Origin of the sequence: Kribbella sp. NBC_00709, assembly GCF_036226565.1 — a bacterium.
Taxonomy (GTDB): domain Bacteria; phylum Actinomycetota; class Actinomycetes; order Propionibacteriales; family Kribbellaceae; genus Kribbella.
This window is the reverse complement of record NZ_CP108996.1, coordinates 3,562,375-3,589,204: the sequence shown is the minus strand read 5'-3', so window position 1 is coordinate 3,589,204 and position 26,830 is coordinate 3,562,375. Positions and strand designations below refer to the sequence as shown.

18 protein-coding genes are annotated in these 26,830 nt (G+C 68.8%); 5 read left to right on the top strand and 13 right to left on the bottom strand.

Features of this window, described 5'->3' with window-relative positions; translation table 11 throughout:
• Nucleotides 1-4: 4 nt before the first annotated feature.
• Nucleotides 5-1,105 (bottom strand): pyridoxal phosphate-dependent aminotransferase, encoded by a 1,101-nt coding sequence (locus OHA18_RS17685; RefSeq protein ID WP_329005207.1) that lies wholly within the window; start codon nt 1,103-1,105, stop codon nt 5-7.
• Nucleotides 1,106-1,168: 63 nt separating this feature from the next.
• Here OHA18_RS17685 and yczR point away from each other — a divergent pair, with 63 nt between their 5' ends.
• Nucleotides 1,169-2,581 (top strand): aminotransferase-like domain-containing protein, encoded by a 1,413-nt coding sequence (gene yczR / locus OHA18_RS17680; RefSeq protein WP_329005206.1) that lies wholly within the window; start codon nt 1,169-1,171, stop codon nt 2,579-2,581.
• Nucleotides 2,582-2,690: 109 nt separating this feature from the next.
• Here the strand turns inward: yczR and OHA18_RS17675 are convergent, their stop codons facing one another.
• Both OHA18_RS17675 and OHA18_RS17670 read right to left on the bottom strand, forming a co-directional pair.
• Nucleotides 2,691-5,468, bottom strand: a complete 2,778-nt coding sequence (locus OHA18_RS17675; RefSeq protein ID WP_329005205.1) for a glycoside hydrolase family 2 TIM barrel-domain containing protein — start codon at nt 5,466-5,468, stop codon at nt 2,691-2,693.
• A gap of 66 nt (nt 5,469-5,534) precedes the next feature.
• Nucleotides 5,535-5,966, bottom strand: a complete 432-nt coding sequence (locus OHA18_RS17670; RefSeq protein WP_329005204.1) for a Fur family transcriptional regulator — start codon at nt 5,964-5,966, stop codon at nt 5,535-5,537.
• Between the two features lie 104 nt (nt 5,967-6,070).
• Between OHA18_RS17670 and OHA18_RS17665 the strand changes: the two genes are divergently transcribed.
• Nucleotides 6,071-6,481, top strand: coding sequence for a hypothetical protein (locus OHA18_RS17665; RefSeq protein ID WP_329005203.1), 411 nt, complete (start codon nt 6,071-6,073; stop codon nt 6,479-6,481).
• Here the strand turns inward: OHA18_RS17665 and topA are convergent.
• Both topA and OHA18_RS17655 read right to left on the bottom strand, forming a co-directional pair.
• Nucleotides 6,478-9,195, bottom strand: coding sequence for a type I DNA topoisomerase (topA, locus tag OHA18_RS17660; RefSeq protein WP_329005202.1), 2,718 nt, complete (start codon nt 9,193-9,195; stop codon nt 6,478-6,480). The genes OHA18_RS17665 and topA overlap by 4 nt on opposite strands.
• A 242-nt stretch (nt 9,196-9,437) precedes the next feature.
• Nucleotides 9,438-10,778 carry an alpha/beta hydrolase gene (locus OHA18_RS17655; RefSeq protein ID WP_329005201.1) on the bottom strand — a complete coding sequence of 447 codons (1,341 nt, stop codon included), beginning with the start codon at nt 10,776-10,778 and terminating at the stop codon, nt 9,438-9,440.
• A gap of 157 nt (nt 10,779-10,935) precedes the next feature.
• Here OHA18_RS17655 and OHA18_RS17650 point away from each other — a divergent pair, with 157 nt between their 5' ends.
• Both OHA18_RS17650 and OHA18_RS17645 read left to right on the top strand, forming a co-directional pair.
• On the top strand, nt 10,936-14,589 hold the full coding sequence (locus OHA18_RS17650; protein ID WP_329005200.1) for an NPCBM/NEW2 domain-containing protein: 3,654 nt from the start codon (nt 10,936-10,938) through the stop codon (nt 14,587-14,589).
• Nucleotides 14,590-14,860: 271 nt separating this feature from the next.
• Entirely contained in the window at nt 14,861-16,303 is a 1,443-nt protein-coding gene (locus OHA18_RS17645) for a class I SAM-dependent methyltransferase (RefSeq protein WP_329005199.1), read from the top strand.
• Here OHA18_RS17645 and OHA18_RS17640 read toward each other — a convergent pair.
• Nucleotides 16,297-17,859: a GGDEF domain-containing protein gene (locus OHA18_RS17640; RefSeq protein ID WP_329005198.1), complete on the bottom strand. Its 1,563-nt coding sequence runs from the start codon at nt 17,857-17,859 to the stop codon at nt 16,297-16,299. The genes OHA18_RS17645 and OHA18_RS17640 overlap by 7 nt on opposite strands.
• Nucleotides 17,860-17,875: 16 nt before the next feature.
• The gene (locus OHA18_RS17635) at nt 17,876-19,453 is read right to left on the bottom strand and encodes a GGDEF domain-containing protein (protein WP_329005197.1); all 1,578 of its coding nucleotides are present in this window, start codon (nt 19,451-19,453) and stop codon (nt 17,876-17,878) included.
• Nucleotides 19,454-19,670: 217 nt separating this feature from the next.
• Here OHA18_RS17635 and OHA18_RS17630 point away from each other — a divergent pair, with 217 nt between their 5' ends.
• The gene (locus tag OHA18_RS17630) at nt 19,671-20,486 is read left to right on the top strand and encodes a TIGR03619 family F420-dependent LLM class oxidoreductase (protein ID WP_329005196.1); all 816 of its coding nucleotides are present in this window, start codon (nt 19,671-19,673) and stop codon (nt 20,484-20,486) included.
• Here the strand turns inward: OHA18_RS17630 and OHA18_RS17625 are convergent.
• The 6 genes from OHA18_RS17625 to OHA18_RS17600 all read right to left on the bottom strand — a co-directional run bounded on the left by OHA18_RS17625 (nt 20,473) and on the right by OHA18_RS17600 (nt 26,826).
• Complete coding sequence (locus OHA18_RS17625; RefSeq protein ID WP_329005194.1) at nt 20,473-20,979, bottom strand: NUDIX hydrolase; 507 nt, start codon at nt 20,977-20,979, stop codon at nt 20,473-20,475. The genes OHA18_RS17630 and OHA18_RS17625 overlap by 14 nt on opposite strands.
• 33 nt (nt 20,980-21,012) lie before the next feature.
• The gene (locus OHA18_RS17620) at nt 21,013-22,317 is read right to left on the bottom strand and encodes a cytochrome P450 (protein ID WP_329006127.1); all 1,305 of its coding nucleotides are present in this window, start codon (nt 22,315-22,317) and stop codon (nt 21,013-21,015) included.
• A 306-nt stretch (nt 22,318-22,623) separates the two neighbouring features.
• Complete coding sequence (locus OHA18_RS17615) at nt 22,624-23,418, bottom strand: DUF2785 domain-containing protein (RefSeq protein WP_329005193.1); 795 nt, start codon at nt 23,416-23,418, stop codon at nt 22,624-22,626.
• A 173-nt stretch (nt 23,419-23,591) separates the two neighbouring features.
• The gene (locus OHA18_RS17610) at nt 23,592-24,356 is read right to left on the bottom strand and encodes a hypothetical protein (RefSeq protein ID WP_329005192.1); all 765 of its coding nucleotides are present in this window, start codon (nt 24,354-24,356) and stop codon (nt 23,592-23,594) included.
• A 1-nt stretch (nt 24,357) separates the two neighbouring features.
• Nucleotides 24,358-25,350, bottom strand: a complete 993-nt coding sequence (locus OHA18_RS17605) for an ABC transporter ATP-binding protein (protein WP_329005191.1) — start codon at nt 25,348-25,350, stop codon at nt 24,358-24,360.
• Nucleotides 25,351-25,620: 270 nt separating this feature from the next.
• Nucleotides 25,621-26,826: a DUF4142 domain-containing protein gene (locus OHA18_RS17600; protein WP_329005190.1), complete on the bottom strand. Its 1,206-nt coding sequence runs from the start codon at nt 26,824-26,826 to the stop codon at nt 25,621-25,623.
• Between the last annotated feature and the right edge of the window lie 4 nt (nt 26,827-26,830).

Genomic DNA, 26,830 nt, shown 5'->3' with positions numbered 1-26,830 from the left:
AAGACTAGTGGGCGGCGTGGACAGCCTCGCGCAGCGCATCCAGTGCCGCCTTCAGCTCCCCGGCCGGCAAGAACCCGAACCCGAGCCGGAAGACCCCGGGCTCGTCCCCGAACCAGTCACCGTCGGCCAGGCGCACGCCCAGCTCCCGGCAAGCCTTACCAAAGCGGTCCAGGTCGACCGGCGGCTTCAACCGCACCACGCACAACGCCCCCGCGTCCGGCCGGACCCACTCCACGACGTCGCTGTTCTCGCTCACCCAGTCCTGCGTGATCAGGAGGTTCTCCGCCAGCCAGGACCGTCGTACGCCGAGGATCTGGTCCTCCTGCTCGAACACCCGGACAGCCAACGCCTCGGACACCGGCGACGCCGACACCACCGTGCTGAACTTCGCCGTACTCAGCTGGTCGACCAGCTCCGCATCCGTGCTGATCACCCACCCGATCCGCAGCCCCGCCGCCCCATGGCACTTCGACAACGACGCGACCGACACGACCTTCGGCCCGAGCCGAACGGCCGTCTCCGCTACCGCGTCATCGCCGTACGACGCGACCCGGTACGTCTCATCGATCATCAGATAGGCATCCGGACAGACCGCGTTCATCGCGATCACGATCTCCTGCAGGGTTTCCAGCGGTACGGCGACACCGGACGGGTTCTGCGGGGTCGTGAGGCTGACCAGCTTCGTATCCGCTGTCAGCTGCGCCCGTACTGCGTCGGCGGTCAGGCGGTACCCGTCGTCGAACGTCACCGGAACCACCCGCACGTCGGCGCCGAGCGACGCGTAGATGTTGCGCGTCATCGGGAACATCGGCGCGGTCGTGACGACCTGGCCGCCGCCGTCCGCGAGCAGGTACGACAGCAGGAAGATCCCGTGCATGCCGCCGACCGTGACGACGACCTGATCCGGACGTACGCCGTGCCGGTCCGCGATCGCTGCCCGCAACCGGGGATCGCCGGCCGCGGTCCCGTAGCTGAGCTCGAGGTCCGCCAGCTCCGGGGTCAGCAGGTCGGCCAGGCGAAGGTCCGGCCCGTAGCTCTCGCCCAGCTCGTGCTGGGACTGCTCGGCGGTCAGCGACATGATCTGGTTGCTCGGGAAGGTGGGCATGCCTCCATCGTTCTCGGCCTCGACTGGCCACCCCAGAGCCAATCTGACAGAATTGGTTCGCAGATGAGGCCAATCGAAGTAGTTGACCGGTTGGGCCGCTGGTCGTCCGGCCGCGGCCCGCTCTACCTTCTGCTCGCGGCCCGGCTCCGGCGCCTGATCGACGACGGCGAACTGCCGCCGGGCGTGCTCCTCCCGCCGGACCGCGCGCTGGCCGGCGCACTGGCAGTCGGCCGTACGACGGTGGTCGCTGCGTACGACCTGCTCCGCTCGGAGGGGCGGATCACCCGACGACAGGGCAGTGGCACGCGGGTGGCCGGCGTACCGTCCGAAGGCGCGGTCGAGGACGCCCCGGTCGACCCGATCTTCCTGGACTCGCTGGAGGCGCGCGACGACGACGTACTACTGGCCATCTGCGCCGCGCCCGGCGATCCGCCGCCCCAGCTGGCCGAGGCGTTCGTGCAGATCGCTCCTGAGCTCAGTCAGATCAGCGATGACATCGGCTACTACCCGTACGGTCATCCGTCGCTGCGGAAGGCGCTGGCGGCCCGCTACGCGGCTCGCGGCGTACGGACGTCTTTCGAGCAGATCCTGGTCACCAACGGCGGCCAACAGGCCCTGTCCCTGCTGGCTCATGCTCTGGTGTCGCCCGGTGACCAGGTGCTCGTCGAGGCACCGACGTACCCGGGCGCGCTCGAGGTGTTCCGGGAGGAGGGCGCAGTACTGCGTGGTCTGCCGGTCGGACTGGACGGGTTCGAGGCGGCTGTGCGGGAGCGGCGTCCGGCGGTGGCCTACGTCGTTCCGACGTACCACAACCCGACCGGGTCGGTGCTGTCTGCGCTGGTGCGGCAGCGGTTGGCCGGTGCGGGGGTTCCGCTGATCGAGGACGAGGTTCCGGCCGATCTCGGCTTCCCTGGCGCGGAGCAGCCCACACCGATGGCGGCGTACAGCGAGTCGGTGATCTCGATCGGCTCACTCAGCAAGAGCATCTGGGGCGGTCTGCGCATCGGCTGGATCCGCGCTTCCACACCCCTGATCAACCGCCTCGCCCGCCTCCGCGCCGTACACGACCTGGGCGGCAACATCCCGACCCAGCTGGCCGCAGTACACCTCTTGCCGCTGCTGGACGACCCCGCCCTCGCCGCGACCCTCAAGTCCCGCCACGACCACCTCCACGGGCTGCTGACCCAGCACCTACCAGCCTGGGACATCCCGGAAGTGAGAGGAGGCCAATGCCTGTGGGTCGGCCTCCCCTACGGCGACGGCACCTCTTTCGCCCAGACCGCCCTACGCCACGACCTGGCCATCCTCCCCGGCGCCGGCCTGGACATCACCGGCAACAGCGACGCCCACATCCGCCTCCACTTCCGAGCCCGTGAGACCGACCTCACCGAAGCCGTCCACCGCCTGACCACAGCCTGGTCCGCCTACCACCCACCGGCCGAACGGGTACACCCCCGCCCGGCCATCGCCATCTGAGTCCGCCGCGACCTGCGGATCTCCAGGCCATCACAACGGCCAAGTCAGCGGCGTCCCTCGCGGGGGCCGCCCGGTTTCACGTGATTGTGATGGCCTGGGGATCCGTCATTCAGCTGGTGAAGCGCAAGGTGAGGCCGGCCGGGGCGGTCTTCAGTTTGTCTCGGTCGGGGAGGGCTGGGCCGCAGGCGGCGGTGCCCACGCCGGTTTGGGAGATGTCGAGGGTTACGTAGGTGGTGTCGTCGGGGACCAGGTCCGGGGTGTGCTTGGCGGACTCCAGGTCGGCTGTTGTCCAGTCCCGGACGGTCAGACCGAAGAGTTCGTCGACGGCGGCGATCCGGAGGCCGTCCAGCTGGGCCCAGCGGGTGTCGATGCGCTGGCCGTTCTCCTGCGGGCGGACGTACGGCGTCTGCAGCTCGGCGACCGTCGCGGAGTACTTGCCGACTGCGGCAGCCGCGCGCGTGTCGACGTACGCCTCGTTGGGGCCGGTGCCGAACCACTCGACCCGTTCGACCTTGGGAAGCTCGAATGTGATGCCGAGCCGCGGCAGCATCTCCGGGAACAGCCCCTCCGGTACGACGCTCAGCTCCAGCACCACATCACCGTCGACAGCGGTCCAGCGCCACGTGCTGCGCAGACCCCACTGCAGCGCGGGCGGCGCGGTCCGGGTGACAACCTCCCAGGCGCCGTCGCGCTCACCCTGCGAAACGATCCGGTGCTGCACCCGGTGCAGACCCTGCTCACGCCAGGCCGCCGCAACCCCAGGAATCGCGTCGTTGTCGATCGGCGCCCGCCACACATCCAGCCGAACGTTCCGCAGCCCGGCGACGCTGATCCCGTCAACCCCAGCCGTTCCTTCAGCCGGTGAACCACCGGCAACAGCTGCAGTGTCAGCCGGCTCGTCCAGGCGGATCTGGCCCCACGCGACGCGGTGGCCGGCGCCGGCCCAGGAGGTTGCCTCGGCGAGCTCAGCGGTGATCGTCAGCCAGGTCTCCGGGCGACCGGCAGCGCGCATCTTCTCGATCGCCGGCGGCAGCTCGACCGAGACAGTCTCACCGGGCGCAATCACCGGCGCCGGCATCCCACCGCCGGCCACGATCTCGCCCTCCGCCTCGACCCGCACAGTGAAGCGCAGGTGGCTGGTGTCCAGCACCTCGTAGCGGTTGGTGATCGCCACACGGTTGCCGTCAGCAACGATACGCAGCGGCTCGATCACCTTCACGTACTCGTGCATGCCCGGCGACGGCGTACGGTCCGGGAACAGCAGCCCGTCGCAGACGAAGTTGCCGTCGTGGATCGTCTCCCCGAAGTCCCCGCCGTACGCGTAGACCTCGCGCCCGTCGATCGTCGTCCGCAGGCCGTGGTCGATGAACTCCCAGATGAACCCGCCCTGGCACCGCGGGTACTTCTCGAACACCTCGCGGTAGTCGAGCAACCCACCCGGCCCGTTCCCCATCGCGTGCCCGTACTCGCACAGGATGAACGGCAGGTTCCGGTACTTCGAGGTGTCCGCGCCGATCTCCGCGCAGCCCTCCGGCGAGGTGTACATCCGCGAGTAGATGTCGACGAACTCCGCCTCGGTGTCGCGCTCGTAGTGCACCGGCCGCGACGGGTCGAGCTCCTTCACCAGGTCGTACATCGCCTTCAGGTTCTCGCCCATCCCGCACTCGTTGCCGAGCGACCAGATCACGATCGACGGGTGGTTCTTGTCGCGATGCACGGTACGCCGCATCCGATCGACCAGGTCGTCCCGGAAGCGCGGGTCCATCACCGGGTTGGGCAGCTTCGGCGGCTGCGGCTCGTACCCGAACCCGTGCGACTCCAGGTCGCACTCGTCGATCACGTACAGCCCGTACTCGTCGCACAGCGACAGGAAGTGCGGGTGCGGCGGGTAGTGGCTGGTGCGGACCGCGTTGATCCCGGCCCGCTTCATGATCAGTACGTCGTCGAGCATGTCCTGCTCGGTCAGCGTGCGGCCCCGGTCCGGGTGGAACTCGTGCCGGTTGACGCCGTTGAACAGCACGCGATTCCCGTTGACGGTGAAGATCCCGTCGACGATCGCGACGGTCCGGAACCCGATCCGCAGCCGCACCTCGCCACCGGCGGTCCGCAGTACGGCGTCGTACAGCCGCGGCACCTCGGCGCTCCACGGCTGCACGCCTTCGATCCGGGTGTGCTCACCGGTCGGCAGCTCCAGCCCCAGCTCCGCGACCGTCACCGTGCCCGGTACGTCGGACTCGACGAGCAGCGTGCCCGCGCCGTCGATGTGGTCCCACGCGGCCTTGACGAACACGTCGGTCGGCGCGTCCGGCCGGAGCGCGAGCAGGTTGACCTCACGGAAGATCCCGGACAGCCACCACATGTCCTGGTCCTCGACGTAACTGCCGGCCGACCACTGGTGCACACGGACCGCGATCCGCGCTTCCTTGCCCGGGGCAACCAACGGGGTGATGTCGAACTCCGAGACCAGCCGCGATCCCGACGACCAGCCGACCCGCTCGCCGTTCACGTACACCGCGAACCGCGAGTCCACGCCTTCGAACCGGAGCACGATCCGCGCGCCGTCCCAGTTCGCCGGCACCGTCACGGTCCGGACGTAGTCGCCGGTCGGGTTGTCGGTCGGCACGTACGGCGGCTCGAGCGGGAACGGGTAGACCACGTTCGTGTACGCCGGGGCGCCGTACCCGCTCAGCTGCCAGTGGCCGGGGACGACGATCGTGTCCCAGCCGGACGTGTCCGGGTCCTTCAGGTCGTCCGGCGCGTCCGCCACCGTCGGCGACAGGCGGAAACTCCAGTCCCCGCTGAGCGCCAACCGCCCGGAGTCGTCATCCAGCCAGGCGCGCGGCGCCAGCACGTTCGCACCGGAAGCAAAGTCCTCGACATAGGTCACAGACCCTGACCCTAAGCCAACTCTGTTCATGAATCCACACCGATGAACAGATATGGACAGAGGGCCTCAGCTCTGGCACTCCTTGCACACACCGACGAGGGCCACCTGCTCAGGGGCGAGGTGGAAGCCGAGCTCGCGGGCGACCTTCTTGCGGGCGGATTCGAGGATGTCGCCGGGGGCGTCGTACACCGTGCCGCACTCCGAGCAACGCAGGTGCAGGTGGCGCGGGGCCAGGTCGCCGGCCAGATGGTACGTCGTACCCGCGCGGCCGAGGTGGACGTGGGTGACCAGCCCGAACTCACCGAGCGCGTCGAGAGCGCGGTACACGGTCGCGCGGTGGATCCCCGGGCGCAGCTGCTCGGCCCGCTCGCCGATCTGCTCGGCGCTCAGGTGCTCCTCGGTGCCCGCGAGCACCTCGACCACCGCGAGCCGGGCCGGCGTGACCCGCTCGCCCCGCTCCCGCAACCGCTGCGCGCTGACCTCTGCTGCACTCGTCATCCGCAGCTCCCTTGCAGTTGCGTCTCGTCCGACTTGCCGTCACCAGGGGGCGGCCAACCCAATGTACTTTCCCAGTACTACGTCTCACACCTGGGGGAACTCCGATGAGTGACCAGTCGAACGCTGTCGCCCGCCGGGGCGCCGCCGAGCTGCGTGGCGTCGTACGGAACGTGCAGTTCCGCTCCGAGCTCCGTGGCGAGAACGGGTCAGTCCAGGTCCTGACCTTCCACCTCGAACAGCACGACGCCGTCGGCAAGGAACTGCAGCCCACGCTCGTCGAGCTGCGCGGGGTCTCACTGGAGGGTCAGGTCACCGACGGCGAGGACGTGACCGTCACCGGGAAGTGGCGCAACGGCCGCGTGGTCGCGAAGCAGGTGGCCAGCCGGACCACCGGCGCCACTGTCGGCGCGCGGCGACCATCGGTCTGGCTGATCATCCCGTTCGTGATCCTGTTGCTGGTCGTCCTCGCGTTCATCGCGTTCGTGATCCACGGGATGGTCACCAGCGACTTCTAGCTCTTCTTCGCCGGCGCCTTCTTGGTCGTCTTCTTGGCCGCCGCCTTCTTCGCCGTGGTCTTCTTGGCGGCGGTCTTCTTGGCCGTCGTCTTCTTCGCGGCCGACTTCTTCGCGGTCTTCTTCACCGGGCCGCGGGCGCGCTTGTCCGCCAGCAGTTCGGCCGCGCGCAGCAGCGAGATCGTGTCGACCGAGTCGTCCTTGCGCAGCGTCGCGTTCGTCTCCCCGTCGGTGACGTACGGACCGAAGCGGCCCTCTTTCACCACCACCGGCTTGCCGGACTCCGGGTCCTCACCCAGCTCCTTCAGCGGCGGCGCGGCAGCCCGCCGGCCCCGCTGCTTCGGCTCGGCGTAGATCGCCAGCGCCTCCTCGAGCGTGATGTCGAACATCTGCTCCTCGGACGTCAGCGACCGCGAGTCCGTGCCCTTCTTCAGGTACGGCCCGTAGCGCCCGTTCTGCGCCGTGATCTCCTCGCCGGTCTCGGGGTCCTTACCGACCACCCGCGGCAGCGACAGCAGCTTCATCGCGTCGTCGAGCCCGACCGACTCCAGCGTCATCGACTTCAGCAGCGACCCGGTCCGCGGCTTCGCGCTCTTCGGCGCGTTCTCCGGCAGGACCTCGGTCACGTACGGCCCGAACCGGCCCGCCTTGGCGACGACGCGCAGGCCGCTGTCCGGCGCCGTACCGAGCTCGAGCTCGACACCCGACGGCTGGGCCAGCAGCTCCTGGGCCTTGTCGACGGTCAGCTCGTCCGGCGGCAGGTCCTCGGGCACGTTCGCGCGCCGCTCGTCCTTGTCCTCGACGTACGGCCCGTACCGGCCGACGCGGAGCACGATGCCCGAGTCGTCGCCACCGACCGGGAAGGTGGACATCTGGCGGGCGTCGATGTCGCCGAGGTCGGTGACCATCGACTTCAGGCCCTCGAGGTTGTCGTCGCCGAAGTAGAACCGGGCCAGCACGCCTTCGCGCTGCAGGTCACCGGCCGCGACCTCGTCGAGCACGTCCTCCATCGTCGCGGTGAACGCGTAGTCCACCAGCCGGGTGAAGTGCTCCTCGAGCAGCCGGACCACGGCGAACGCCAGCCAGGCCGGCACCAGCGCCTGGCCCTTCTTGTAGATGTACCCGCGGGCGACGTTGGTGCCGAGGATCGTGGCGTACGTCGACGGCCGCCCGATCTCCCGCTCCTCCATCTCGCGGATCAGCGTGGCCTCGGTGTATCGCGCCGGCGGCTTGGTCTCGTGCCCCGAGGCAACCACCTCGGTCGCGGGCAGTACGTCGCCCTCGGACACGTCCGGCAGCCGCGTCTCCTGGTCGTCCGTCCCCGCGGACGGGTCGTCCGCGCCCTCGACGTACGCCTTCAGGAAGCCGTGGAAGGTGATCACCCGGCCGGAGGACGTGAAGTCGCACTTCTCGCCGGTCGAGGCGGTCGCCTCGATCTTGATCGAGACGCTGTTCCCGACCGCGTCCTTCATCTGGGACGCGATCGTCCGCATCCAGATCAGCTCGTAGAGCCGGAACTCCGCACCGCTCAGACCGGTCTGCGCCGGAGTCTGGAAGTGCTCACCGGCCGGGCGGATCGCCTCGTGCGCCTCCTGGGCGTTCTTCACCTTGGAGGTGTAGACGCGCGGCTTGTCCGGCAGGTACGACGCGCCGTACAGCTCGCGGACCTGGGCCCGGGCCGCGGTGATCGCGGTCTCCGACAGCGTGACGCTGTCGGTACGCATATAGGTGATGTTGCCGTTCTCGTAGAGCCGCTGGGCGATCTGCATCGTCTGCGAGGCGGACATGCCGAGCTTGCGGCCGGCCTCCTGCTGCAGCGTGGTGGTCCGGAACGGCGCGTACGGCTTGCGGGTGTACGGCTTGGACTCGATCGACCGGACGGTGAACTGCGAGTCACGCAGCGCCCCGGCGAGTGCGGTCGCGGTCTGCTCGTTCAGATGGACCGTGTTGGCGCCCTTGATCTCACCCGTCGAGCTGAAGTCGCGGCCCTGTGCGACCCGCTTGCTGTCCACCGAGACCAGGCGGGTCGGGAAATGCCGCGGGTTCCGGCTCTCGCCGGCGTCCAGGGTGGCGTCCAGGTCCCAGTACGACGCGCTGCGGAACGCGATCCGCTCGCGCTCGCGGTCGACCACCATCCGGATCGCGACCGACTGCACCCGGCCCGCCGACAGCCGCGGCATGACCTTCTTCCACAGCACCGGGGAGACCTCGTACCCGTAGAGCCGGTCGAGGATCCGGCGCGCCTCCTGGGCGTCCACCAGGTCCTCGTCGATCTGCCGGGCGTTGCCGACCGCGTCCTGGATCGCCTTCGGCGTGATCTCGTGGAAGACCATCCGCTTGACCGGGACCGTCGGCTTCAGTTCCTCGAGCAGGTGCCAGGCGATCGCCTCGCCCTCGCGGTCCTCATCGGTGGCGAGGAAGAGTTCGTCGGCGCCCTTGAGCAGGTCCTTCAGCTTGCGGATCTGCGCCTTCTTGTCCGCCGGTACGACGTACAGCGGGTCGAAGTGCTCGTCGACGTTCACGCCCAGCCGTGCCCAGGGCAGGCCCTTGTACTTCGCCGGGATCTCGTCCGCCCCGCTCGGCAGGTCGCGGATGTGGCCGAAGCTGGACTCCACCACGTACCCGGACCCCAGGAAGCCGGCGATCATCCGCGCCTTCTTCGGCGACTCGACGATCACCAAACGGGTGCCTGTCTTCGTCCCTGCTGCCCCTGCCACTGTGCTCCCTACTCTCGTCCCTGCGACAACGCCCCTGTCTCGGTGTCTGTTCCCCCGGGCACAGACCGACCCTGCCCGAGGACAGAGTACGGCCGACGGCAACGCATTTCTCAACGCACCGTAACCGCTAAGACCCCCAGTCCGCCTCTCAGGATTTCAGAAAGTGGCGAACAACCCATCGTCACCGCGCGTCGCGATGCCGCCACGGTGGGCGTGGTGAATCTCTCCGAGAGTACGCCGTCTCAGCGGACGAACTGAACTTCCGGGAACTTCGGGGAGTCACCGCGGAGCAGAAGGGACGGCCGGCGGCGAAGTGTCTGGTCGAAGAATGCCGCGCTGTACTCGCGCTGCGCCAGCACACTCCGCGCCGGTTTCGCGCTGCCGACCAGGGCCGTCATCACCGACGTGATGATCGGGTCCTCGCCGTAGATGTCGTGGAACAGCTGGGAGAAGATGAACTGGTAGTCGGTGAACGCCTTCTGCTTGGTCCTCGCCAGCGCCAGGTTCAGTTTCCCGCCGCGCTGCGCCGCCCAGAAGCTCGCCCAGGACGGGTCGTAGTTGTCCTTGGCCGGATCGGTCCGCTGGGTCTCACCTGAGCCGAACAGCAGGAACGGCCGGTCCAGACCACGTTCGGCGACGTCGCCGAGCGGGCCCTTCGCCCGGTCGTCCTGGAGCGTGCCGTCCAGGTCGATCCCGGCCGCGATCCTGCCGTCCTGGAGCATCGTGTTCGCGGTCGCGTAGCCGCCGAGCCCGAAGCCGAACATGCCGGTCCGGCGCAGGTCCAGACCGTCCGCGAGGTCCTTCGGCAGATCCTTGCCTTCGGCATCGACATTCTGGCCGCCGGCCATCCGCTCCAGCTGGTCCAGCACGAACCGCGCGTCCGCGGTCCGCGTCTCGACCGCCGCGCGGATCTGGTCCGGACCGGGCGGTTCCGATTGCGGCGCGCCCGGCAGGAAGCGTCCGCCGGGGAACTCCACCGGCGTCTCGTGCGAGTGGTCGATCGTCACCACGACGTACCCGCGACTGGCCAGGTCCTCCACCTGAGCGGTGTTCACGAACCGGCTGTACTGGAAGCCGGGAGAGAACAACACGACGGGGTGCCGCATCGGCTGCGCCGGTACGTCGACCCGTGCGTGCGTCTCGGTGCCGGCGAAGTCGAACGACCCGCTGGGCAGCGCCAGCCCGTACTCGCCCGTCCAGGCGTCGTCCACCGCGACCGAGGTCCGCGGCGGCATGTACTTCGCGATCGGGGCCGACCCGAACATCCCCGCCGGGTACCAGAGGCTGATCATCAGCTCCCGCTGCCCGCTGGGCATGGCGGGATCCGGCCGCGACCGGTCGATCAGGTGGACCGCGGTCGTCCCGAGCGCCTTCCGCCCGGTCGGCGCCGGCAGCCGGAACTTCACCGGGTGGAAGTTCGGGTCGTCCTGCGCGTCGACTCGGCCGGGTGCCCCCGGGTTGTACGGCGACGCGTGCGCCAGTCCCGCGGCAGTCAGCGTGAACCCGCCGGCCAGAGCTGCCGTGAGGAGGTTCCGCCTGGTCAGTCTGTGACTGCTGGGGCTGGTGGGACGCGAGTTCGCCATGCGACTCATCGTCATCGCCCTGTTTCACCCCGTGATGGAGACACCGTCTCAACTTCGTCACGGCCGACCTGATGACAACACGTCGCCGGTGAGCTTCAATGTGCGCATCTTGTTCATTGATGCGTGAAGTGAGGCACTCGTGAGCATCTTTGTCCGCATGAAACGTTCAGTAGTCGCCCTGGCCTTGTTGGCGGGCGCACTTGTGTACACCGCGGTCCCCGCCCAGGCCGCCGCGACCACGCTCGGTGACGTCACCGGGTTCGCGGCCGACAAGGCGACGTACACCCTCAGCGCCGGCGCGGCGAAGGTGCGGGTGGTGTTCCTGAAGGACGACGTCTTCCGGCTGTGGATGGCGCCGGACGGGAACTTCACCGACCCGGCGAACACTCCGCCCACCGATCCGGGCGCTCCGGCGTCCAACATCGTCACCAAGACGGACTACGGGACTCCGCGGACCGCGTGGCGGGACCGTGGCACCTACTACTCGCTCACCACCGGGAAGATCGAGGTCCGGGCGCAGAAGAGCCCGCTGAAGTTCTCGCTGTACCGGTCGAACGGCCAGCTGGTCTGGTCCGAGACCGCACCGCTGTCCTGGACCGACACGTCGACCACGCAGACGCTCGGCCGTGGAGCGAACGAGCAGTTCTTCGGCGGCGGCATGCAGAACGGCCGCTTCACGCACCGCGACCAGACGATCCAGATCTCCAAGGACTTCAACTGGGAGGACGGCGGCAACCCGAACGCGTCGCCGTACTACATGAGCACCGCGGGGTACGGCGTACTCCGCAACACGTTCAGCCCAGGTAGTTACAGCTTCACTAGTCCGGTTGCCACTACGCACGACGAGAAACGGTTCGACGCGTACTACTTCGTCGGCGACCTCAAGACCTCGCTCGACCGCTACACCGAGCTCACCGGGCGGCCGTTCATGCCGCCGATCTACGGACTCGAGTACGGCGACTCCGACTGCTACAACCGCGGTCATTACGGGACGGACCCGGATCCCAGCAACGACTGGAAGGTCAACCCGGACAAGGTGACCACGCTGGACGCGGTGAAGGTCGCGCAGCGGTTCAAGGACGAGGACATACCGGGTGGCTGGATGCTCGTCAACGACGACTACGGCTGTGGGTACTCCGCCAACACCGACTCCGAGCAGGTCGACGGCACCTGGTGGGGCAAGCGGGACATCCCCGCGTTGAAGCAGACAGGTGACGAACTGCGCCAGCGGAACCTCCAGATGGGCCTGTGGACCCAGTCCAACCTGGACCGGCAGCCGGCCGAGGTCGGCGACGCCGGCGTCCGGGTGCGCAAGCTGGACGTTGCATGGGTCGGTCCTGGGTACCGGTACGCGCTGAGCGCCTGCGACGCGGCACATGACGGCATCGAGCAGTACAGCAACGCCCGCGGGTTCGCGTGGATGGTCGAGGGCTGGGCCGGCGCGCAGCGGTGCGCGGTGCAGTGGACCGGCGACCACAGTGGTTCGCTGGACGCGATCAAGTGGCAGATCCCCGCGATCACCGGGTCGGGCAACTCGGGCATCGCCTACAGCGCCGGCGACGTGGACGGGATCTTCGGCGGATCGGCCACGTCGTACGTGCGGGATCTGCAGTGGAAGACGTTCAACCCCGCCTTCATGAGCATGTCCGGCTGGTCGACGCCGGCGTACAAGCAGCCGTGGGCGTACGGCGACCCGTACACCTCGATCAACCGCAAGTACCTGAAGCTGCGCGAGCGGCTGCTGCCGTACTTCTACACGTACGCCGCCGAGGCGCACCGGACCGGCGCTCCGCTGAACCGGTCGCTGGTGCTCGAGTACCCGAACGATCCGAAGACGTGGGACGACACGACGAAGTACGAGTTCCTGGCCGGCAAGGAGTTCCTGGTCGCGCCGATGTACGGCGCGGACGAGGTGAAGAACGGGATCTACCTGCCCGCCGGGCGCTGGATCGACTACTGGACCGGTCGCGTGTACCAGGGTCCGACCACGGTCAACGGGTACAACGCGCCGCTCGACACGCTGCCGCTGTTCGTGAAGGCGGGCGCGGTCGTGCCGATGTGGAAGGCCGGCATCAACAACGCCGCCGAGCAAGGGTTCGGCGACCGCGTCACCGTCGACATCTACCCGTCCGGGAAGTCGTCGTTCGACATGTACGAGGACGACCGGGTGACCCGAGCGGCGAAGTCCGCGACGCAGACGTTCGCGGTCGACGCACCGACGCAGGGCCGCGGCGATGTCACGGTCAAGATCGGCGCCAGCATCGGTTCGTACGCCGGCAAGCCGACCACCCGCCCGTACGAACTGACGGTCCACACGGGCACCGCCCCGCACAACGTCACCATCGACGGCCGTCCGGCCAGCTGGACCTACGCCAACGGGGTGGTCCGGGTCCAGACCGCCTCGATCCCCACCTCGCGGAGCGCCGTCGTCCGCCTGTCCGGAACGTCGTCCGTCGGCGGACCTGACGTGACGAACACCTTCGGTACGCCGGAGCTCACGACACCGTCGCTGTGGAACGCTCCCGGCCAGGCCACGGAGGTCACCGCGACCTTCCGCAACAGCACGGCCACGACCGTTCGCAACGTCCGCCTCGACGTCCAGGTCCCGGCCGGATGGTCTGTCGCCGGCGCGAACACCTTCTCCTCGGTTGCTCCCGGCAAGACAGTGACCACCAAGCTCCAGGTCACTCCGGGCGCGGACGTGAAACCGGCAAGCTTCACGTTGCAGCTGAAAGCGTCGTACGTTGCTCAGGGCAAGAGTTATTCGAACAGTGCGGCGGCGACGGCGGAGTTGCCGTACGCATCGTTGTCACAGGCGGCGAATGTCGTTGGTGTGACCGACGCTTCGACGTACGCGCAGGGCAACTTCGACGGGTCCGGCGACAGCTTCAACGGAGAGGCCCTAGCTGCCGCCGGGTACACGCCCGGGGCAACGGTGACGGTCCAGGGCGCCGACTTCACCTGGCCGACCGGCGCGCCCGGCACGCCGAACCTGGTGAAGAACCAGTCGGCCCCGATCCTCGTGTCGGGCACCGGCTCGCATCTCGCGCTGCTGGGCGCGGGCGCCAGTCTGAATGCCCGTGGGACGGTGACGATCATCTACACCGACGGCACGTCCTCGGAGGGTACGTTCCAGCTGCCGAACTGGTGCTGCCAGGACCCGACCACCGGCGGCGCGTCGCTCGCCGTCTCGGTCAAGGGCCGTTACACACCAGCCGGTTTGGGCAACACAACGACGGACTATCGCGTCTTCTACACCGCCGTACCGCTCGATCCCGGCAAGACCGTGAAGGCGATCAAGCTGCCCGGCGGCGGGCTCGGGTTCTTCGCCGCCACGATCGCCGACAAACCGTTGCCTCCGGCACCCACCGGGGAGAACTGGGTCAGTGACCTGGAGTTCCTGGACTCCACCAACGGTTGGGGCCCGGTGGAGCGCGACCACAGCAACGGCGAGGACGGTGCCGGCGACGGCGGCCCGATCACCCTGGACGGAGTCACGTACGCCAAGGGCCTCGGGGCACACGCCCCGTCGTCGGTGAGCGTCCGCCTGGGCGGCAACTGCACGACGTTCACCAGCAAACTCGGCATCGACGACGAGATGGAGGACCGCGGCAAAGTCACCTTCAAGGTCCTCACCGACGGCACCGCCAAGTACACGTCGGACCAGCTGACCGGCACCTCCCCGACCGCCACCACCACGGTCGACGTCACCGGCGCCCAAACCCTGACCCTCCAAGTCACCGACGGAGGCGACGGCAACACCAGCGACCACGCCGACTGGGCAGACGCCAAACTGACCTGCAACCCCTAACCCAACCCCTGCCCCAACCGCCCTCCCCAACCCCTGACCCACCCCGTAACCCAACCCGTGCCCAGCCGCTCCCCCCGCCCACCCCGCGCGTCTCGCCCCGCCTGCGCGCATTTGATGGGTTCACCCACCAAGTTGTGGGTTACCCACCGCTATTCCGGGTGGGTAACCCACAACGCGATGGGTTCACCCACCAAATCGGGAGGCCTGGCCGCGGTGGGGCGGGTGGGGTGAGTGGGCGGTGGGGCGGGTGGGGCGGTGGGAGGATGGGTGCGTGACTGAGCTGACGGGGTACGACGTGGGCGGGCTGCGGGACGCGTTCGGGGCCGCGGGGTACACCGTGGACGGGGTCGCTGAGCGGCTCGGGGAGCAGGCGAACGGTGCACTGGCGCGGAACGAGACAGCGCCGGCAGTACGGCGTACCGGGTCCGGGGATGCGCTCGACACGATGATCCGGTTGTTCTTGCTCCAACGGCCTGTGCCCGAAGCGCTGGTGAACAAGGTGTTTCCGGGGATCGATCTGGTTGCCCTGGGCATCATCGCGACATCGGGCGGTGAGGCGCGGGCGGTGCTCGATATTCGGCCGTTCGCGGTGGATGGGCGGGAGTGGTGGGTTGTTGCCGACCTCACCCCCGGGCTGGACGGGCGGCGGGAGGCGATGCGGTCCGATTACGTGCTCGGCATCGCGCCGGCCAGTCTCAGCCTCATCAACCTGACGGTGCCGACCAAGGCCGAGCGGGTTCTCGACATCGGCACCGGATGTGGCATTCAGTCGCTCCACCTCGCCGACCGTGTCGACCAGCTCGTCGCCACCGACGTCAACCCGCGTGCTCTCCAATTCGCCAAAGCGACAGCGGCTCTCAACCACATCGACCTCGACGTCCGCGACGGCAGCCTGTACGAGCCGGTCAAGGGCGAGCGGTTCGACCTGATCATCAGCAACCCGCCGTACGTCATCTCCCCACCCGGTGGCGATCTGACGTACCGCGAGACGGAGTACGTCGGTGACACACTCGTCGAGCAGCTAATAAGGCAAGCGCCAGCTCACCTGACCGACGGCGGCTGGTGCCAACTGCTCGCCAACTGGACCTGTGTCCGCGGCGAGGACTGGCAGGACCGCATCGCCGCGTGGACAGGCGATCGCGCTGCCTGGGCCGTCCAGCGCGAGCAGCTCGACCCAGCCGAGTACGTCGAACTCTGGCTGCGCGACGCCGGCCTGCACGGCGCACCGCAGTACACCACCCGGTACGACGAGTGGATGCGTTATCTGGACGATCAGAATGTCGAAGCGATCGGCATGGGCTGGATCACGCTCCACAACGTCCCAGGCACCCTCGACGCCGAGTCCTGGCCGTACGAGATCGAGCGCCCGATCGGACCGCACGTCCTGCACCGCTTCGAGCGTCTGGAAGGCCTCCCGGCCGACCTGACCGCCCTGCATCTGCGTGTCGCCGACGACGTCATCCAGGAGACCACCGGTCAACCAGGCGCGGAGGACCCGGCCACGATCGTCTTGAGGCGCCAGCGTGGCATGCGCCGCGCAGAGCAGGTCGACACCGTACTGGCCGGCTTCGTCGGCGCATGTGACGGCGACCTGAGCACCGGTCAGATCCTCGCGGCTCTGGCTGACCTGATGGACCGCCCACTGGTCGACGTGCTCTCCGACTACCTCCCCCAGATCAGAAGCCTTGTCATAGAAGGCTTTCTGGACTACTGACGCCGGCGTCGGCGCTTCTCGGCGTACATCCGCCGGTCCGCCTCGGTCAGCAGGTCAGCGACCGACGTACCGTCCGTGCTGCTGGCCTGCCCGACGCTCAGCCGCAGCATCGCGAACCACGGCGCCTCTGCGCGCGCCGCCTCCCGGTCCGCCGCCATCTTGATCCGCTCGACCAGCTCCGGCGCACCCCGCTCGTCCGGGTTGTCCAGTACGACGACGAACTCGTCCCCGCCCGCCCGCGCCACCACGTCCTCCGCGCGGCACTGCTCGGTCAGCAGCTGCCCGACGCGTCGCAGTACCTCGTCCCCGCACGCGTGCCCATAGCTGTCGTTGACGACCTTCAGGTTGTCCACGTCGATCGCGATCACCGCGACCGATCGACCGGAGTCACGCGCCACCGACATCCGCTCGTCCAGCGCGCGCCGATTGCCCACACCGGTGAGCGGATCCTCCCGGGCCGCCCGCCACTCGGCGTCGTGCCGGATCGACAGCTCGTGGTTCGCCAGCGCACTCCGTACGGCGTACAGCCCGCGCAACCGTTCCGCCCACCATCCTCTGCTGATGGCCCGCGCGTACTGCAGCCCGGTCGACGCACCGGCATCGCCCGACTCGGCCACGATCTGTACTGCGGTGTGCCGGATCAGCGCCTCCACCGGTGGATCCGACGTCGGCGGCAGGTCAGCCGCCGCGCGGCCCGCGGCCTCCATCGCATCGTCGATCCGCTCGAGCCCCAGGTACGTCCGGGCCAGGTACGCGCCGGCGATCGCGGCCAGCTCGAGGTCGCCGAGCTTCGCGAGCTGGTCCCGGCAGTCCTTCAGGATCACCGCCGCCTCGTCCGCGTCCCCGCCGTCGTTGCTCGCCGCGAGCCACATCCGCCCCGCCATCGGCCAGTACCCGAGCAGGTCGGCCGCGAGGATCACGTCGATCGCTTCCCCCGCCCACCGGTGCGCGGCCCGGCGGCGCTGCTTGATCTCCTCGTCGTACGACGTGTCGCCGAGCCGCTCGAGCTCGTGCGCCCAGCGTAGGTTCGACTCGGCCAGGTTGAGCCGGTTGATGGCCGGCGCCTCGGGCAGGCCGAGCGGATCGTGATCGCCTTCGGCGGCGAGCTCGAAGTGCGGGATGCACAACTCGTACAGCCGGAGCAGGTCGTAGGCGTAGCCGAGACCGGTGTGCGCCCAGGCGGCCAGGCCGAGGTCGCGGGTCCGCGACAGCGCGTTCTCGGCGGCGACCAGGTCGGCGACCGAGTCACCGCCCTCGCCGGTGCGGATCAGGGTGACGATCCGGACCGCGATCGCGTTCGCCTCCCAGCCCGGCTCGTCGATCGCGCGAGCGACCCGGATACAGGCGTCGACGGCGTCCAGCGCCTCGACCGAGTCGGTGGCGTGATGTGCCGCGACGGCCCGCACGTACTCGGCCGCGGCCCGCTCGTGACTCGGCTCCGGACCGAGCTCCGCGATCAGCTCGTTGAGCTCGAGCGCAGCCTCGGCCGGACTGCCCGACTGCGCCCGCGTCATCGCCGCCGCGATCCGCTCGGTCACCCCCGACGTCTCGCGCACCACACCTCCCCTTGCTTCACGCTCCGGTGGCGCCTGTCAGCTTCTTGCGGCGCTTGTTCTCGTAGAGGCGGTGATCCGCCCGCGCGACCAGTTGCTCGACACCGAGACCTTCGGCGGTCGCGGCGTACCCGAGACTCAGCCCGAGCCGGCGCAACCACGGTTTCTCCGTCGTCGCCGCGATCGCCTCGACGGCGACCCGGATCCGCTCGGCCAGCGCGGCGCCGCCCTTGGCGTCGGGCTGGTCGAGGACCACGAAGAACTCGTCGCCACCCGATCGAACCACGGCATCGGTCGCTCGCGCCTGTTCTACCAGGAGATTTGCCACAACCTGCAGCAATTCGTCCCCACAGGCGTGCCCGAAAGTGTCGTTGACGATCTTGAGGTCGTCCACGTCGATGGCCAGCAAGGTGACCGCCCGCGCGGAGTCGCGGGCCGCGGTCAGCCGCTCGTCCAGCGCGCGGCGATTCCCCACGCCGGTCAGCGGATCCTGCCGCGCCGCGTGCCACTCCGCGTCGTGCCGGGCCGGCAGGTCGTGCACAGCAAGCGCATGCCGTACGGCGTTCAGCGCGCGCTGCCGCTCCTTCCACCAGCTGCGGGCGACCGACTGCGCGTACTCCAAGCCTGCCGAGGCACCCGGGGTCCCGTCGGCCGCCTCGATCTCCGAACGGGTCTGCAGGACCAGGACATGGGTCGATGGGTCGGCCAACGGAATCAGATCGTCAGCCGCGCGATCGGCCGCGGCCTTGGCCTCGTCGGACTTCCCCTGTGCCTGCAGGGCCCGAGCCAGGTAGGCGCCGGCGATCGCCAGCCGCTCGGTCTCACCGAGCTTGCTGATCTCGTCGCGGATCTCGGTCAGGTCGGCGACCGCCTGGTCCGGATCCGCGGCGGTCGCGGCGGCGGCGAGCCACAGGCGGGCGCTGAGCCGCCAGAATTCCTGGCTCTCGTCGTCGACCACCACCCGCTCGGCCTCGCGCGCCCAGTACGCCGCGGACGCCAGGCGCTCCTCGATCTCCCTTGTATACAAAGGATCGCCGAGCCGCTCGAGCTCGTGCGCCCAGCGCAGGTACGTCTCGGCCAGATTCAAGCGATCGATCGCCTCGGACTCGGCCAGCTCGAACACGTCAGCGTCGAGCCCGGTCGCCAGCTCGTAGTGCGGGATGCAGAGCTCGAACAGTCGTAGGACGTCGTACGCGTAACCGAGACCGGTGTGCGCCCAGGCGGTCAGCCCTGGATCCTTGGTCCGGCTGAGTGCCGCTTCGGCCGCGACCAGGTCGTTGACCGTGTCGCCACCGCGGCCGCTGCGGGCGAGGTTGATGATGCGGATCGGGAGAGCGTTGGCCTCCCAGCCCGGTTCGTCGATGGCGCGGGCCACCTCGATGCACGCGTCGACCGCCCGCAACGCCTCGTCGGCGTCACTCGCATGGTGGGCCGTCACGCCGCGCACGTACTCGACGGCTGCCAACCGGTAGCTCGGCACCCCACCCAACTCGGTCCGGATCGCCTCGATCTCGGCCGCCGCAGTCGCGTGCCCACCCGACTGGGCAGCGGTCATCGCGGCGGCGATCCGGGCGGTCAGTACATCGCCCGTCAGCATCTCGCCAATCCCCATACCCGCCGACGGCCCTTCCCTGTTCCGTCACCCGCACCTCGGGCCGGACCGCCCATTGTGACCACCCACCCCGCATCCTGTCACGACCCGATCCGGCCAACGACCACCTAGTGCCACAAAGGCACTACTCACGAGAACCATCAGTGCCGGAAATATCACCCGATTTGCCTTGACCCTGGGGGCAAGGTTCTAAGGTCGCCGGGTGAAATTCGCCGTCACTTACAGCACGCCAGGACAGGGGATGGATCCGGAGCGGCTGGTGGAGTTCGCCCAGCACGCGGAGGCCAGCGGCTTCGAGGGGCTGTACGTCCCCGAGCACATCGCCCTCTACCGCGGTGCGTCCTTGGGCGGCTTCGAGCTCCCGACGACACTCGAGTACGCCGACCCACTCGACCTGCTCATGTACGTCGCCGCCTCGACGGAGCGTCTCCTGCTGGGTACCGCAGTACTGCTGCTGCCGTACCACCATCCGGTCACCCTCGCGAAGCGTCTCGCCACGATCGACGTGCTGTCGAAGGGCCGGATGCGCCTGCTGACCGTCGGGCTGGGCAGTCTGCCCGGTGAGGCACGCGCCGTCGGCGTCGACTTCGCGACCCGTGGTCGCCGTACGGACGAGGCCATCGACGTACTGCGCTTGCTGTGGACCGGCGGAGCGGACGGGGTCAGCTACTCGGGTGAGTTCTTCGAGTTCGAGGAGCTGTGCAGCTTCCCACACCCGTTGGCCCCGCTGCCGATCCACATCGGCGGCTCGAGCCGCGCGGCCGCACGCCGAGCCGGCCGCCGCGGCGACGGCTACTTCCCAGGTGGCGCACTGCCGCCGGCCGAGCGTGCAGCCCAATGGGAGCTGGCCCGCGAGACCTCCGGCCGGGACGACCTCGAGTACACCCGCTGGGCTTCCGCCGACCTGACCCCCTCGGCCCTCGAGGGGTACGAACGCCAAGGCGTCACCCGCCTGGTGATCAACGCCCAAACCCCCGCCGACCTGACCACCTTCGCTCAACGCTTCAGCCTGTCCTGACCGGCTTCCCGTTCTCGCACAGCCAGGTCGAGCCGTCGCGCGCGGCGGTCAGTGCCGCCTCGATGCGATCAGCCAGCAAGGGCTTCACCAACTGCCGTGTCTCGGCCGGGCCATAGAACCCGGCCGACACGATCTCACCGTCGGGGAACCTCAACGCGGCGACCTCGGCATCGCTCAGTACGCCGCCGTCGAAGACGAACACGATCCCCTCCGGCCGATGCTGCTGCGTGCGCACATGATCCACAACCAGCAACCGCCCAACGGGCTGCTCCCAGCCCAGCTCCTCCTGCAACTCCCGGGCCGCCCCGTCCCAGGGCGACTCATCCGCCTCGACGGAGCCGCCCGGGATCTCCCAGTTCACCTTGTACGACGGCTCGACCAGAAGCACCCGACCATCGGACGCCCGGAACACCACGCCCGCCACCACGCGCTTCCGCGGTAGCCCAGCCGCATATGCCGCCGCCGGCTCACCCACACCCTTCAAAGCGTCCATACCTGCAGTAGACGCCAGCCCCGACGGTGAAGTTCAGACGGCGGCTTGGTTGGTGGAGGCGGCGTGGAGTTGGACGGGGAGGGCCTCGACGCCGTACACGATCGAGAAGTCGCGGAAGCGCAGCTGCTCCTCGGGTACGGCGAGGGACAGGTCCGGGAAGCGATTGGCGAGGGCGCTGAAGGCGGCCCGCAGCTCCATCCGGGCCAGCTCCGCACCGACGCAGCGGTGCATGCCGTGACCGAAGGCGAGGTGGGCGGCAGACACCGTACGGCGGGGGTAGAAGTCCTCGGCGTCCGCGCCGAAGACCGCCTTGTCGCGGTCCGCTCCGGACAGCGACACCGCGACCAGGTCGCCCTTCTTCACCTGCTGGCCGAACAGCTCCTGGTCGTGCCGCGCGAAGCGCGGGAACGCGACCTGGACGACCGTCAGGTACCGCAGCAGCTCCTCGACGATCCCGTCGACCGCGCCGGGCTCGTTCCGGATCAGCTCGAAGTTCTTCGGGTCGCGCAACAGCACCAGCGTGCCGAGCGCGAGCATGCTCGCGGACGTCTCGTACCCGCCCAGGAACACGCCGTCGGCGAGCCCACCGAGCTCGACGTCGTCGAGGTCGTCACCCTGCTCGCGGATGATCGACCCGATCAGCCCGTCGCCCGGGTTCGTCCGCTGCTTGCGCACGATCTCGAACAGGAAGTCCCGCGACTCCGAAGCCGACCCGAACACCCCGATCCCGCCACCGGACAGGTCGAACCGGGCCGGGCCGAGGGCGCGGAAGCGGTCGCGATCCTGCTCCTCGACGCCGAGCAGGTCGGCGATCAGCAGGAACGGCACGTTGAACGCGAAGTCGGAGACGATGTCGACGACCGGCCCCTTGGCCTCCATCAGGTCCAGCTGGTCGTTGACGATCTTCTCGATCGCCGGCTCCAGCCTGGCCAGCTTGCGCTTGGTGAACTCGGGCGTGAGCAGCTTCCGCAGCCGGGTGTGGTCCGGCGGATCGGTGAACCCGAGACCGCCGATGCCCTCCGACGGCTTGTTCGGGTCCGAGCCGACCAGCGGCCGGATGTCGTTGCTGAAGTTGGTGGTGTCGGCGAGCACGGCCTTCGCCTCGGCATGCCCACTGACCACCCACACGTTCAGCCCGAACAGGTGGGCCAGTTTGTGCACCGGCTCGGTCTCCCGCACCTCGGCGAGCGCCGGGACCGGGTCGAGACCCTCCCGGCGCAGCGGCATCGAGACCGAGCTGGGGAACATCCGCATCTTCGACAGGTCAAGACCACCTTTGCGGGTGGTCTTGCTGAGAATGCGGTTGCCGACCCATCTCTTCAGGTATGTCGCAACCATGACTTCCACGCGCCCTCTCTAGAACCCGCTGCCCCCGACGGCTTTGTAGCTCAAAGCTAACCTCGCCGAGGACCAGATCTGATGGTGTTGGCACTACTCGGGTAGTGGCGTTGGCACCACCATGGGAGGGGGCCATGGCCTGCCAGCAGAGACCTTGTCACGGACCGGCCCTCCACTGCCACCTGAGTTCACCTGTACTCCGCCCTGGACCTCGACATGCCGTTGCTCGGGGTGGAATCAGGGATATTCAAGACGAAAGTCGGATGCGTCGTACCCCGTCAGGTAGTTGCCCGGAGCGACAAGCGTTCAGAGATAGTACGGCGTGACGATCCGGAACACGTCGACCAGCTTTGTCTTGACGTGTTCGCGGTGCGGGATCGGGGTGAGCTTTTTCTCATCCCCGACTCGCACACCGTGATCGGCCAGCACGTAGAGCACCCGCAACGTCCGCATTGTGTTCGTCACCTCGGGCGTGATCCCTTCGACCGGCGGGTTCGAGAGGATCCGGATCGCCGGGTCGAGCCAGGACACCGCATCGGACTCGGTCAGGTCGTCGCGGGTGAGCGTCACCGCCAGCGCGTACCCGAGCCGGTCGTCCTCCATGTCCCGCAGCACGTACGACGTCGGCGTCAGCAACCGCCCGATCCCGAGCCGGAGCATCTGTACCGGCTCCACCGCGGAGTGCAGCCCGAGGGCCCCGAGCAGATCGGCGCCGTGCGCGACCGCGTGCAGCCAGCCGAGCTTCTCGTCGTACCCGCGCAGGTCCTCCTCGGCGACGTACCAGCGCTCGAACGGCGGCACCCAGTGCGGCTCGAAGACTCCCGCGGACACGATCGAGTCCAGGATCAACGGCGCGAACGTCCGCGCCTGGATCTCCGGGTCGCCGAACCGCGGCACCATCTCGTCGCCCAGCGCCCGCAGCTGCTCGGCCGGCAGTACGCCGCGGCCGATCCAGGTCGCGAGTACGGCGTACGCGTGCCGGTCGCGGACAACGGGATCCGGGGATCGCAGCATGCCTGCCAGTTCGGCCACCAGCTCGGCCGTGGAGCGGTCGTCAGGGACCGCGTAGCCCGCGTCGCGCACCTGCGCCCAATCGGTCATGCGCGGCACCGTAGACGGTCCCCGGGCCACTCGCCAACCCTTGACCGGACAGGAGAACGGCCCGTGGTCCATCCGGTCTCCCGGATGTACCACGGGCCGTCGCGGCCAGGACCCCTCAGCCCGACCGGGCTCCCTGCCCCGGCCAGGGTCACTTGACCTTGGCCGGGGTTCGTCTATGCGTCGCGCTTGCTCGCCGAGAACAAGGCGATCGCCATCAGCGCGGCCGCCCAGCCGGCGAAGTACAGCAGGGCCCACCAGGGGCTGAGGGCGAAGTCGCTGCCCCCGGCGCCCTGTCCGGCCAGACCGAAGTCCTGGCCCTGGTTCAGGAACGAGCTGCCGTTCGCGAACGGCGCCCACCGGGCCAGGTCGTCGCCGACCTTGGGGATCAGGTTGACCAGGTTCTCGACCAGCAGCGGCCAGAGGATCAGGATCGCGATCGCACCGGCGCTCTGCCGGATCAGGATGCCGACCGCCACCGCGAACACCGCGGAGATCGCGAACACCAGGCCCTGGCCGGCCAGCAGCCGCCACTCGGCCCCGGTGTTGATCGACAGGTCGGCGTTGCTCGCGAACAGGCTGCCGACGCCCCACGCGCCGAAGGACGCGATCAGGCCGATGACGCCGGAAAGGAACGCCACCACCGCGGTCTTGCCGAGCAGCAGCGCGGCGCGCTGCGGAACGGCCTGGAAGCTGGTCCGGATGGTGCCGAACCGGTACTCCGTGGTGACGGCCAGCGCGGCCATCACCATCATCACCATCTGGCTGAGCTGGGCGCCCGGCTGGGTGATGAAGATCGTCGCGTGCTGCTCGTCGGCGCCCTTGAGGAAGCCGGTCGTCAACGCCGCGAAGCCGACGGTCAGGAAGGCCGCGACGACCATGCACCACCACGGCGAGCGGGTGGAGAAGAGCTTGATCCGCTCGACAGTGATCACCGACATGTCAGTTGTCCTCCTTCGGACCCGCGGCCACCTCGGCGCCCGACGGCTCGTCGAGCTTGGTCACGGCAGCGATCTCGTCGTGCGCGTGGTACTCGACCGAGTCACCGGTCATCTGCATGAACGCCTGCTCCAGCGATCCACGCTGCAGCGTCAGCTCGTGCAGCACGATGCCGTGGGCGGCGGCCGCCTCGCCGACCTGGTCGGTGCTCACGTCGCCGTCGACGAACAGGACCTTGCCCTCGTCCTCGACGTCCTCGATCCGGGTGACCAGCTGCTGCCCGTTCAGTACGCCGGCCAGCTGGTCGAGCTGCGGGGTCCGCACCTTGACCGTCGTACCGCTGGCCCGGTCGACGAACTCCTGGGTGGTGCTCTGCATGATCAGCTTGCCGCGGCCGATGACGACCAGGTCCTCGGCGGTGAGCGCCATCTCGGACAGCAGGTGGCTGGAGACCAGCACGGTCCGGCCCTCGTCGGCCAGCCGGTGCATGAAGGTCCGGATCCAGACGATGCCCTCCGGGTCGAGACCGTTGACCGGCTCGTCGAACAGCAGCACCTCCGGGTCGCCGAGCAGCGCGCCGGCGATGCCGAGCCGCTGGGACATACCCAGCGAGAAGGCGCCGGCCCGCTTGTTCGCGACCGCGGACAGGCCGACCATCTCCAGGGCCTTGTCGACCGAGTCCTTCGGCAGCTTGTTGGACGCGGCCATCCAGGCCAGGTGGGCGCGGGCGGACCGGTTCGGGTGTACCCACTTGGCGTCCAGCAGCGCGCCGACCTTGGTCAGCGGCCGCTTCAGGTCGCGGTAGCGCTGTCCGTCGATGGTGACTTCGCCGGACGTCGGGGTGTCGAGCCCGAGGATCATCCGCATGGTGGTCGACTTGCCGGCCCCGTTCGGGCCGAGGAAGCCGGTCACCTTCCCGGGTTTCACCTCGAAAGACAGGTTGTCAACGGCAACTGTTGCGCCGTATCGCTTGGTGAGGCCCTTTGCCTCGATCATCGCCGTACTCCTCTTTCGGTGGCGCACCTGGTAGTGGACTGTGTAGCACTCAGTATCGAGGTCACGGGGGCCGGGATCATCGGACCCCGGGCGGATCCGGTGTGTCCACCCGTGGGTTGATTCTGCCGTCCGTCCGACACTGGCTGCTATCGGTTAAAGCCCTGACCACGACCCCGACGATCCCCTATCAACGGGTCTCGGCACATCAGCCGAAAGTCGACGGACCGCCGTACTTCGGTCTGCATCAGGTGGAAGTGACTACCAAAAGGCTCAGACCACCGGCACGCCGTACAGCACCAGGTTGTGGGTGTAGCGGTGCGCCTTGTGGTCGTACGCGCCGGTGCACGTGACCAGCACCAGCCGGGGCTTCCCGGCCCCCTGGAAGAGATCCGTCGGCAGAGCGGTCTGCGGATAGACGCGGCGAGCCACGATCTTGTACCGGTGCATGTCGCCGTCTCCACCTGTCACCGTGACCTTGGCACCGACCGGTACTTCGGACAGCCCGGCGAACACCCCGAGTCCGTAGCGGGCGGAGTCCACGTGGCCGGCGAGCAGCACGGTGCCACCGTCCGAGCCCGGTGCCGCTCCGCCGGCCCACCAGCCCACTGCGGTCGGCGACGCCGGCACCTGCAGTTGGCCGTTCGCACTGGTCGCGACCGGCTGCACCGACGCGTTCTTGACCCCGGGGAGCGTCACCCGGACCGGCGGAATGGCAGCTTCACGTTCCGCCGCGGACTTACCGGCTTGTGGGACCTTCCCGGTATTGCCGGGGTGCCCGAACACCGTGACGAGCCCTGCGGCCACAGCTGCCACACCGAGGAGGCGCCGCCGCATCGTCTTCTGCTTGCCGACCAGGAGAAGCAGTGCTCCGATGACCAGCAGGACCAATGCTGCCCGCGAGCGTGCCTTCTGGGCGTCGGCTGCCTGGCCACCGTCGCCAGTGGGCACGACCGGCTTGTTGGTGACGACACGACAGGGACCTGTCACCATCTGCAGATCCATCTGGACGACGGGCCTGGCGCCGTCGGCCACCGACTCCACCGCGGGTGAGGCGGCCTTCGGCAGGTCGCCGTCGATCAGCTTCAGGTACTGCTGGTGCAGCTGCCGCTGCAACGCGAGCCACGCGGCGTCGTACCCGGCCGTCCCGGACTTGGCTCCGACGGCGTCGAGCTGCTTGCGCTGTGCCGTCGAAGGAAGCGTCGGCAGCTTCATGCCGAAGCGAGTGGCGAGCTGGGTCTCCTGTGCGGCGAGCTTGCGGTGATCACGCTCGATCTGGACGGCGACGGTTCGCACGCACGAGCTGCCGCCCTGCGAATTCGCGGCGTGGGCGGCATCGATGATCGTCAGATTGAGCTGGTGCGCCGCGTCGAGGTAGGTGGAGTCCGGCGTCGGCGGTGCGGCGCTCGCCGTCTGCGCCGTTGCCGCCAGGCCCGCCAGGACCAGCAGCAGCAAAGCGATCACCCGCCGGGGAGACATCGAC